General features: G+C 65.0%; 10 protein-coding genes and 1 tRNA gene. 6 read left to right on the forward strand and 5 right to left on the reverse strand.

What is annotated here, in order from left to right; translation table 11 throughout:
* Window positions 1-249: 249 nt before the first annotated feature.
* The 3 genes from VW23_RS06375 to glmU are packed head-to-tail and all read right to left on the reverse strand — an operon-like array spanning window position 250 to window position 3823.
* Window positions 250-636: a DUF2237 family protein gene (locus VW23_RS06375; protein ID WP_069908748.1), complete on the reverse strand. Its 387-nt coding sequence runs from the start codon at window positions 634-636 to the stop codon at window positions 250-252.
* Entirely contained in the window at window positions 629-2455 is a 1827-nt protein-coding gene (gene glmS / locus VW23_RS06380) for a glutamine--fructose-6-phosphate transaminase (isomerizing) (protein ID WP_069908749.1), read from the reverse strand. Before glmS ends, VW23_RS06375 begins: the two co-directional genes overlap by 8 nt.
* A gap of 12 nt (window positions 2456-2467) precedes the next feature.
* A complete protein-coding gene (glmU, locus tag VW23_RS06385) occupies window positions 2468-3823 on the reverse strand; it encodes a bifunctional UDP-N-acetylglucosamine diphosphorylase/glucosamine-1-phosphate N-acetyltransferase GlmU (RefSeq protein ID WP_069908750.1) in 1356 nt (451 codons plus the stop codon).
* Window positions 3824-3957: 134 nt separating this feature from the next.
* Between glmU and VW23_RS06390 the strand changes: the two genes are divergently transcribed.
* From VW23_RS06390 to VW23_RS06410, 5 genes are all read left to right on the forward strand, one after another.
* Complete coding sequence (locus VW23_RS06390; protein ID WP_069908751.1) at window positions 3958-4755, forward strand: hypothetical protein; 798 nt, start codon at window positions 3958-3960, stop codon at window positions 4753-4755.
* A gap of 76 nt (window positions 4756-4831) precedes the next feature.
* Window positions 4832-4906: transfer RNA gene (locus tag VW23_RS06395), tRNA-Lys, on the forward strand.
* 106 nt (window positions 4907-5012) lie between these two features.
* Complete coding sequence (locus VW23_RS06400; protein WP_069908752.1) at window positions 5013-5417, forward strand: low affinity iron permease family protein; 405 nt, start codon at window positions 5013-5015, stop codon at window positions 5415-5417.
* 165 nt (window positions 5418-5582) lie between these two features.
* On the forward strand, window positions 5583-6494 hold the full coding sequence (locus VW23_RS06405) for a hypothetical protein (protein WP_069908753.1): 912 nt from the start codon (window positions 5583-5585) through the stop codon (window positions 6492-6494).
* Window positions 6495-6648: 154 nt separating this feature from the next.
* Entirely contained in the window at window positions 6649-6957 is a 309-nt protein-coding gene (locus VW23_RS06410) for a hypothetical protein (protein ID WP_069908754.1), read from the forward strand.
* A gap of 7 nt (window positions 6958-6964) precedes the next feature.
* On the opposite strand, the gene VW23_RS06415 is transcribed toward VW23_RS06410, so the two are convergent.
* Window positions 6965-7195 carry a hypothetical protein gene (locus VW23_RS06415; RefSeq protein WP_069908755.1) on the reverse strand — a complete coding sequence of 77 codons (231 nt, stop codon included), beginning with the start codon at window positions 7193-7195 and terminating at the stop codon, window positions 6965-6967.
* Between the two features lie 104 nt (window positions 7196-7299).
* Window positions 7300-7665 (reverse strand): hypothetical protein, encoded by a 366-nt coding sequence (locus VW23_RS06420; RefSeq protein ID WP_069908756.1) that lies wholly within the window; start codon window positions 7663-7665, stop codon window positions 7300-7302.
* A 328-nt stretch (window positions 7666-7993) separates the two neighbouring features.
* Here VW23_RS06420 and VW23_RS06425 point away from each other — a divergent pair, with 328 nt between their 5' ends.
* The gene (locus VW23_RS06425; RefSeq protein ID WP_069908757.1) at window positions 7994-8764 is read left to right on the forward strand and encodes an SDR family NAD(P)-dependent oxidoreductase; all 771 of its coding nucleotides are present in this window, start codon (window positions 7994-7996) and stop codon (window positions 8762-8764) included.
* Window positions 8765-8811 lie beyond the last annotated feature (47 nt).

An 8811-nucleotide genomic window follows, 5' to 3' on the forward strand; every position in this document is an offset into this window, starting at 1 on the left:
ACTATGTTCCTTACCTTACTTCGCTTGTGTCTTCGGTTGTTCATGTCTCTTGCTCTCTTCGTTTTTCTCCTTCCTTTTTCTTTGCGCTCTCTTTACCTCTCTTATCTTCTCTGTTTTGTCTTTTTCTGTCTTTTTTTTCTCCGTTGTTTTTCTTTTCTTTTGTTTTTTTTTTTTTTTCCCGCCGCCGCCGGCCTCCGATTTTTCTGCCTGTCTCGTGGGCTCGGAGATTGGTATAAGAGACAGGCCTCCTCACGCCACCGCGTACTTCCTCAGCACGTCGATCTCGACATAGTTCAGCACCGACTGGTGCGTGGCCTGCAGCACCACACGCGGCGCCATGCCGGCTTCCAGCGCTTCGACCCAGCGCAGCGCCACGAGGCACCAGCGGTCGCCGGGCTTCAGGCCCGGGAACGCATATTCCGGCATGGGCGTACTGAGGTCGTTGCCGCGCGATTTGGAGAAGGCCAGGAACGCGTCGGTCATCTCGGCGCACACCGTGTGCCGGCCCTCATCGAGCGGGCCGGTGATGCAGTTGCCGTTGCGATAGAACCCGGTCAGCGGGTGCATCGAGCACAGCACCAGCTTCTCGCCGAAGACGTTGAGTTCCGGCTCCTGCTCGAAGAACGGCTTATTCAACCGTCACGCTCTTGGCGAGGTTGCGCGGCTGGTCGACGTCGGTGCCCATGAACGAGGCGGTGTGATAGGCCAATAGCTGCACCGGGATGGTCGCGAGGATCGGCGCGACGAAGCTCGCCACCTTGGGCAGCACCAGCACTTCGGCGACGCCTTCGCCCACCGTTTGCTTGCCCACCTCGTCGGTGATCAGGATGATCTTGCCGCCGCGTGCCGCGACTTCCTGCATGTTGGAAAGGGTCTTGGCCATCAGCTCGTCCGACGGCGCCACGACGATCACCGGCATGAGTTCGTCGACCAGCGCGATCGGCCCGTGCTTCAGTTCGCCCGCCGGATAGGCCTCGGCGTGGATATAGCTCAGCTCCTTGAGCTTCAGCGCGCCTTCCATGGCGATCGGGTACATCTGCCCACGGCCCAGATACAGCACGTCCTTGGCCTTGCTTAGCCGCTTGGCGATATCCTCGACCTGCCCCTCGAGCGCCAGTGCAGCGGAGATGGCGGTCGGCAGCGTCGTGAGGCTGTGCACCAGTTCGGCTTCCTGCTGGGCCGAGATCGTGCCGCGCGCCACGCCAGCGGCGACGGCGAGGCTCGCCAGCGCCGTCAGCTGCGCGGTGAACGCCTTGGTCGAGGCGACGCCGATCTCGGGGCCGCAGAGCGTCGGGAACACCACCTGGCTCTCGCGCGCCATCGTCGATTCCGGCGAATTCAGCAGCGAGGCGATGTGCTGGCCCTGCCCGGCGCAATAGCGCAGGGCCGCGAGGGTGTCGGCGGTCTCACCAGATTGGGAAATGAAGAGGCTGAGGCCGCCCTGCTCCAGCGGCGGCTCGCGATAGCGGAACTCGGACGCCACATCGACATCCACCGGCAGGCGCGCATAGCGCTCAAACCAGTATTTGGCGACGATGCCGGCATAGGACGCCGTGCCGCAGGCCGAGATGGTCAGCCGCTTGAGCGTGGCGAAATCGAACGGCAGCGCCTCGCGCAGCGCCACCTTGTCGCTGCTCATATCCACATAGTGGCTGAGCGTGTGCGACACCGTTTCGGGCTGCTCGTAGATCTCCTTGGCCATGAAGTGGCGGTGGTTGCCCTTGTCGACCAGCAGCGCCGAGGCGGCCGAAACCAGCATCTCGCGCTGGACGATCGCGTCCGAGCCGTCGCGGATGGTCACGCCGTTCTTGGTCAGCACCGCCCAGTCGCCATCGAGCAGGTAGCTCAGCCGCGAGGTGAACGGCGCCAGCGCCATGGCGTCGGAGCCGAGGTACATCTCAGTTGCACCATAGCCGATGGCCAGCGGCGCGCCGGAGCGGGCGGCGATCAGCAGGGCATCTTCGCCCTTGAACATGAAGGCCAGGGCGAAGGCGCCGCGGAGCTCCTTCAGCGTCCGCGCCACCGCCATCTCCGGGTCGAGCCCGCGGTCGATCTCGCGGGTCACCCACAGCGCCACCGATTCCGTATCGGTCTGCGTCTTGGGCAGGTACCCGTCCTTGGCGAGGTCGGCGAGCAGCTCGCGGAAATTCTCGATGATGCCGTTATGGACCACCGCCACCTTGTCGGTGGCGTGCGGATGGGCATTGCCCTCGGTCGGCGCGCCATGCGTCGCCCAGCGGGTGTGGCCGATGCCGATATTGCCGTTGAGCGGCTCAAAACTCAGCTTGGCGGCGAGGTTGCCGAGCTTGCCCTCGGCGCGGCGGCGGCCGATCTGCCCGCCCTCCAGCGTCGCGACGCCGGCGCTGTCATAGCCGCGATACTCCAGCCGCTTCAGCGCATCGACCAGCCGCGGCGCGACCGGTTCAGTCCCGATAATCCCGACAATACCGCACATTCCGTGGGTCCCTTACTTGCCAGCTCTGGCGCGTTTGATGGCTTCGGCGCGCGCCTTGAGCTTGGGCGCATAGCCGGCCTTGTTTTCCTGCCGGGCCCGGCCGATGGCCAGCGCATCCGGTTCGACGTTGTGCGTGATGACGCTTCCCGAGGCGATATAGGCCCCGTCGCCAATGCTCACCGGCGCCACCAGCGACGAGTTCGAGCCGATAAAGGCGTCCGCGCCGATGCTGGTCTTGGATTTGTTCACGCCGTCATAATTGCAGGTGATGGTCCCTGCCCCGATATTGGTCCGGGCGCCCACTTCGCTGTCGCCGAGATAGGCGAGGTGTCCGGCCTTGACGCCCTCGTGGATCACCGAGTTCTTCACCTCGACGAAATTGCCCACATGCACGTTGGGCCCGATGTCGGCATTGCCGCGCATCCGGGCAAACGGCCCGATGCTGGCGCCCGCCCCGATCGAAGTGTTCTCGATATCGCAGAACGCCCGGATCTCCACCCCGTCGGCGATCTTCACCCCCGGCCCAAACACCACATTGGGGAAGATCGTCACGTCGCGGCCGATCTCGGTGTCGTAGGAGAAATACACCGTCGACGGGTCCTTCAAAGTTACTCCCGCGCGCATAAAATCGTCGCGCCTGAGCTCCTGGAACTGCGCCTCGGCCCGCGCCAGCTGCGCCCGGTCGTTGACGCCCATCACGTCCTGCTCGGGCGCCACACCGTAGCCGACCTTGTAGCCTGCCTCGTTGGCGAGCTGCACCAGGTCGGTGACGTAGAATTCTTTCTGCGCGTTGTTCGGCTTCACCCTGTCGATGAGCTCGCGGAACACCTCTGCCTTGAAGGTCAGGATGCAGGCATTGCAGAGGCCGATCGCGCGCTCGGCCTCGCTTGCGTCCTTATGCTCGCGGATCGCCAACAGGCGGTCGCCATCGGTGATGAAGCGCCCGTAGCCGGTTGGGTCTTTCGGCTCGAAGCCGAGGATCGCAGCGTCGAAACCATCAGCAAGCCGGCTGAGCACGGCATCGAAGTTGACGCCACGCAGCAACGGGTGGTCGCCATAGACCACAGCGACGTAGCCCTCGGCGTCCTGCCACAGCGGTCGTGCCATGCCGGCGGCGTGCGCCGTCCCCTTCCGCTCAGTCTGTTCGAAAAACTGCACATCCGGGGCGAAGCCGTTGACCATCTTGCGCACCGCATCGTGGCCCGGCCCGGTCACCACGGCCACGCGGCTCGAGCCCGCGGCGATAGCGGCATTCACCACATGCCCGACAATTGAAAGCCCCCCCACCTGATGCAGCACTTTCGGCGTAGCCGAGCGCATGCGGGTGCCTTCGCCCGCGGCCAGGATGATCGACAGCAATTCAGTCATGGAGGGCCCTCGTCAGGGGGTCATCGTTTCCCCCGTGTTTATGGCAGCAAGTTGTTGGGAATCCGATAACGAGGTTACGGAGTGGTAAACTCGGAAATCGCCCTGATTCGCAGGGCTCTCGAGGGATAAGACCTTTGGCCAAGGCTGCAGATCAGTTTCGTCCGGCGGATGTGACGATGTGGGGCATCGCGGCGCTCGGCATCTGGGCGGTCGCCATTCTGGGCGCCAACCTCTCGGGCCTGATCCCGCCCAGCGTCTATGGCGCGCTGCACGCTTCGCGCCTCGAAGGCTCGACCATCAATCAGCTGCGCACCCAGGTCGCAACGCTCGAAGCAGAATCGGCGCGCATGCAGCGCGAGAACACTCAGTTGCTGCAGCGCTTCAGCATGAACGAGGAAGCCGCCGGCGCGGTGACCCAGCGCGTCGGCGCCCTCGAGGTCAGCGTCCCGAAGATTCTCGAGCAGGCGCAGACCGAGGCGCGCAGTGCTTCCGCTGCCACCGACGCCACCACCACCGGTTCGATCACCGCGGGCAAGACGCTCACCTTCGAGACCGAAGGCGGCACGGTCGCTGTGCAGCAGCGCCCGCTGCTCCCCGGCTCCAATGAGGTGAGGCTCAAGGTCGTGCCGCTTCAGGCGCCCATGCCGCTGGCCATCCCCGATGGCTCCGCTCCCGGCATCGCGCTGGGCTTCCCGGTCCGCGCCGATACCGCCGAAGCCCAATGGCAGGAGCTGCTCGCGCAGGTCGGCACCATGCTGGTGGGGCTCTCGCCGGTGCTCGCCGACCAGGATGGCACCGACGGCAAGATCATCATTGCCGGCCCGATGGTCGATCGCGCCTCGGCGATAGAACTCTGCGCCCGGCTCGACCGCGCGGGGGTGCCGTGCGAGCCCACCAGCTATGCCGGCCAGCCGGTGCCGCTGCTCAACTGAAGGCTTTGCTCCGTTAGCGATTGACAGCCGGGGCACAATGCCTATGTTCCGCGCCGATCCGCCCCGCGCGGCTTGAGCGCCCGTAGCTCAGTGGTAGAGCATCCGACTTTTAATCGGATGGTCGATGGTTCGAATCCATCCGGGCGTACCACTTCCCCCTGTTTTCGCCGGCCTGGACCTTGTGGTCGGCCCGCTGTCGGGAACCCGCCACCACTCGCGACGATTACATCGGACACTTTGCAACGCGAGGTGTCATCATGGCCGCAGGTTTCTTCCATCAGTTCTCCAACCTCGTCTCGCGCGGCGCCGGCAAGCCGCTGACCTTCGCGGTCGCCTGCGGGCTGATCCTGCTCTGGGCGGTCAGCGGGCCGTTCTTCGGCTTCTCCGAGACCTGGCAGCTGGTGGTCAACACCGCCACCACCATCGTCACCTTCCTGATGGTGTTCGTGGTGCAGCACACGCAGAACCGCGACGGCGAGGCGGTGCAGGCCAAGCTCGATGACCTGATCATGGCGTTGCGCCACGCCGACAACCGGCTGATCGGTGCCGAGGAACTCACCGGGCACGAGCTCCATAAACTTCGCAAGATAATCGCCGAACGCGTTGAAAACGACGAGCAAACACTCGAGCAGATCGACAGCCGCATGACGGACGGCAGCTAGAATAATTTTCTGATCAAGGCAACCATTCGTCCGCTTCTGCACTTTTCTGTGACGAACTGCGTCATAGGAGAACAACAAAAATGAACGGGATCATCTACCTCGTCGGCCTCGTGGTCGTCATCCTCGCTGTGCTGTCCTTCTTCGGACTGAGGTAAGGACCGCACCATGACCATCGCAAGCGATACTGACGTCATCGTCGCCGCTGCTCCGGCAGCAAAGGCGGACACCAACTCCTACGTCGACTGGCCGGCGATCATCGCCGGCATCGTCATCGCCTCGGCGATCTCACTCGTCCTCTTGACGTTCGGCTCGGCCATCGGGCTGAGCTTCGTCAACTTCCACGCCGGCCCCGATGTCCCGGTGATCTGGATCGCCATCGCAGCGGGTACCTGGCTGCTGTGGGTAGAGGTCTCGAGCTTCATGGCCGGCGCCTACGTCACAGGCCGCCTCCGCCGGCGTCACTTCGATGCCACCGAGGATGAAGCGGATGTCCGCGATGGCGCACATGGCCTGCTGGTCTGGGGCGGTGCGCTGATCATCGGCGGCCTCATCGCCGTCGGCGGTATCTCTGCTGCGGCAAATGCCGTCGGCGCCGCCGCTTCGACCATCACCAACGCGGCAGCAACCGTCGCCGACGATGCCGGCAGCGCGATCGATCCGAATGCCTATTTTGTCGATCAGCTGTTCCGTCCCGCTCCAACCGCAACCACGCTGCCAGCGGCCGACACCATCGGCGTCCGCGCCGAGACTGGCCGGATCATCGCCCAGGGTGCCATCGCCGGCTCGGTCAGCGATCCGGACAAGGCCTATCTGGCTCAAGTGGTCTCGACCAATACGGGGCTGACGGCCGAAGAAGCCAACGCCCGTGTCACCGAAGTCATCACCGCTGTCGATCAGGCTAAGGCCGAGGCCGCGGCGGCCGCCGAAACGGCTCGGAAGACCGGGGTCGTCGCTGCGTTCCTGACTGCTGCCTCACTGCTGGTCAGCGCTGTCGGCGCCTACTGGGCCGCCCAGATGGGTGGCAACCACCGCGACAACGCCACGGTATTCCGCACCGTATTCCGGCGCGTTCGATAGAGGAGAGAACAAATGCTGAGAGGACTTGGGCTCTGGCTGCTGGGTGTCCCCATCTGGCTGATCATTATCATCGTGCTGTTCATCCGCTGACGATGAGCGCAGCATGGAGGCGGGCTCCAGCCCGCCTCTTCCTTATGAGAAAAGGACCCGTGCGATGAACAGCGCCAACCTGCAGCTCGAAGGCCTCTACCTCGCGATCGCCGCCATGCACGAGACGATGATCGCCAAGGGCCTGGTCTCACGCCAGGATGTCGACGACGCCATGCGGGCGGCCGAGCTGACCGCCATCAACGACCACCGCTCGGTCGAGAACCTCCGGCCGGCGGAGCGCGATGCCCTGGCCTTTCCGGCGCGCCTGCTGCGCATCGCCAATGCCACTGTATCGGATGATGGCGCCCTGTCCTTCTCGGCGCTGGCGCGCCGCGTCGGCACCTTCAAGGAACCCTATAACGACCAGCGTTGAGGCGCCTTCAGGGTTCCGAGGTGGTCGGCAGCGGGCCCTTCCAGATCAGCCGGTGCGATCCCTGGTCGGTGGGCGCGAATACCTCGGAGCGGCGGCCGCCATCGCCGTAGGTCATGGCAATCCGCCGCGCCTGGCTCTGCGCCTCGTCGCGGTCTTCGAACGGCCCGTAGGCCTTGCCCTCGCAGTCGACCCACCACGAGCCCATGCTCTCGATGACGATGAACCAGCAGGTTTTCATTCATGCTCCCCGGCCGCTGGAACGGCCACCATCGGTTGCAGCTATGCGCTGACAGGAAAGAGCTGCTGGCTCGTCCCGTTCGAAAGCGCGATGACTTGGATACTCTAGTCGCGCCGCCCGCCGGCCATGCGCTGGGCCACCGACAGCGGCGCGAACAGCCGGGCGATACGCGCCGCGCTGATCCCCTCGTCGAGTTCGCCAAAGGCGGAGATCAGGCTGCGGTCCGGCCCGTCCTCGCGGCGCAGTTCCTTGAACGGCACCGTTACTTCCGCCTGATGCCAGTTGCGCGCCTCATCGAGCGTGAACGCCGCCGAGATGGCGAACGTCTCGTCGGCCGCGTCCGGCCCGAAGCGGACCAGGAGGTGGCTGCAACGCTCTTTGTTGCGTGCCATGAACAGGCTCTTCTCGCGCTCGAAGGCGCTCACGATATCGTCGTCCAACAGGGATGGACGGATGGTCAAGGCAGTCATCGGATTGCCCCCCGATCTGCTGCGGATACCAATAAACGCTAGGAGTTCAGTGTGTCCCCGGCGGGACCGCAATGGGGCAGAAACGCGGTCGGTAAACTTCTACGCATAGCGCAACCGACGGGCTGCTCGCGGGTTACCCCTCGCAGTGGCGCCGCGTGTCAATCGGACGCGATGGGCATGGGGAACATTGCGGTTTTTCCGATTTCCCGCTTTGGCCAACGAAACGGCAGACGAGCCTCTCACCTGTCCGCGGCGTCACTCACTTCCGTCAATTGTGGCATCAGCCGCCGTAACGCCATGTTTCATTATGGCTGCTAAGCCAAACAGCATGGCTCAACTCGAATCGAAAAACCCTGCCGCCGGGCCGTTGCGCGTGCTGATCCTCGGCGCCAATTCCGGCATCGCCGAAGCCACCGCGCGGCTCTACGCCGCCGAAGGCGCCGCCCTGCTGCTGGTCGGCCGCCATGCCGCCCGGCTCGAGGCGCTCGCCGACGACCTGAGAAAGCGTGGCGCCAGTCGCTGCGATACCGCCGTGCTCGATCTGGTCGCTGCCGACCCGGCTATGGCGCTACCTGCGCTCGCCACCCGGCTCGGCGGCGTCGACCACCTGCATATCGCCTACGCCATCATGCCTGAGCAGTCCGTCGCTGCCGCCGATCTCGCCGTCGCGGCCGGCATGATAACCACCAACTACACCTCCACCGCCCTCTGGGCCCTGGCGGCCGCCAATCTGCTCGAGGCACAGGGGCACGGCGCGCTGGTGGTGCTCGGCTCGGTCGCCGGCGACCGCGGGCGGCGGAAGAACTTCATCTATGCCTCGACCAAGGCCGGTATCGAGACGCTGGTCGAGGGCATCGCCCACCGCTTCGCCGGCAAGGGTCCGCGGGCCGTGGTGGTGAAGCCGGGCCCGACGGCCACGGCGATGACAGCGAACAGCCTGCCGGGCCGCCGGCTGGCTTCCGCCGATGAGGTGGCACGGCTGGTGCGGCGCGCTGCCGATCGTGGCGGTCCGGTGCAATACGCCCCGCGCCGCTGGCGGCTGATCATGCGCCTTGTGCGCGAGATGCCCTGGTGGCTGTTCCGGCGGGTCGATCTTTAGCTCCCCTCCCCCTTGAGGGGGGGGGGGGAGGGTGGGGATCCATCGGC

The organism is Devosia insulae DS-56, assembly GCF_000970465.2.
In the GTDB taxonomy this organism is placed as follows: Bacteria; Pseudomonadota; Alphaproteobacteria; order Rhizobiales; family Devosiaceae; genus Devosia_A; species Devosia_A insulae.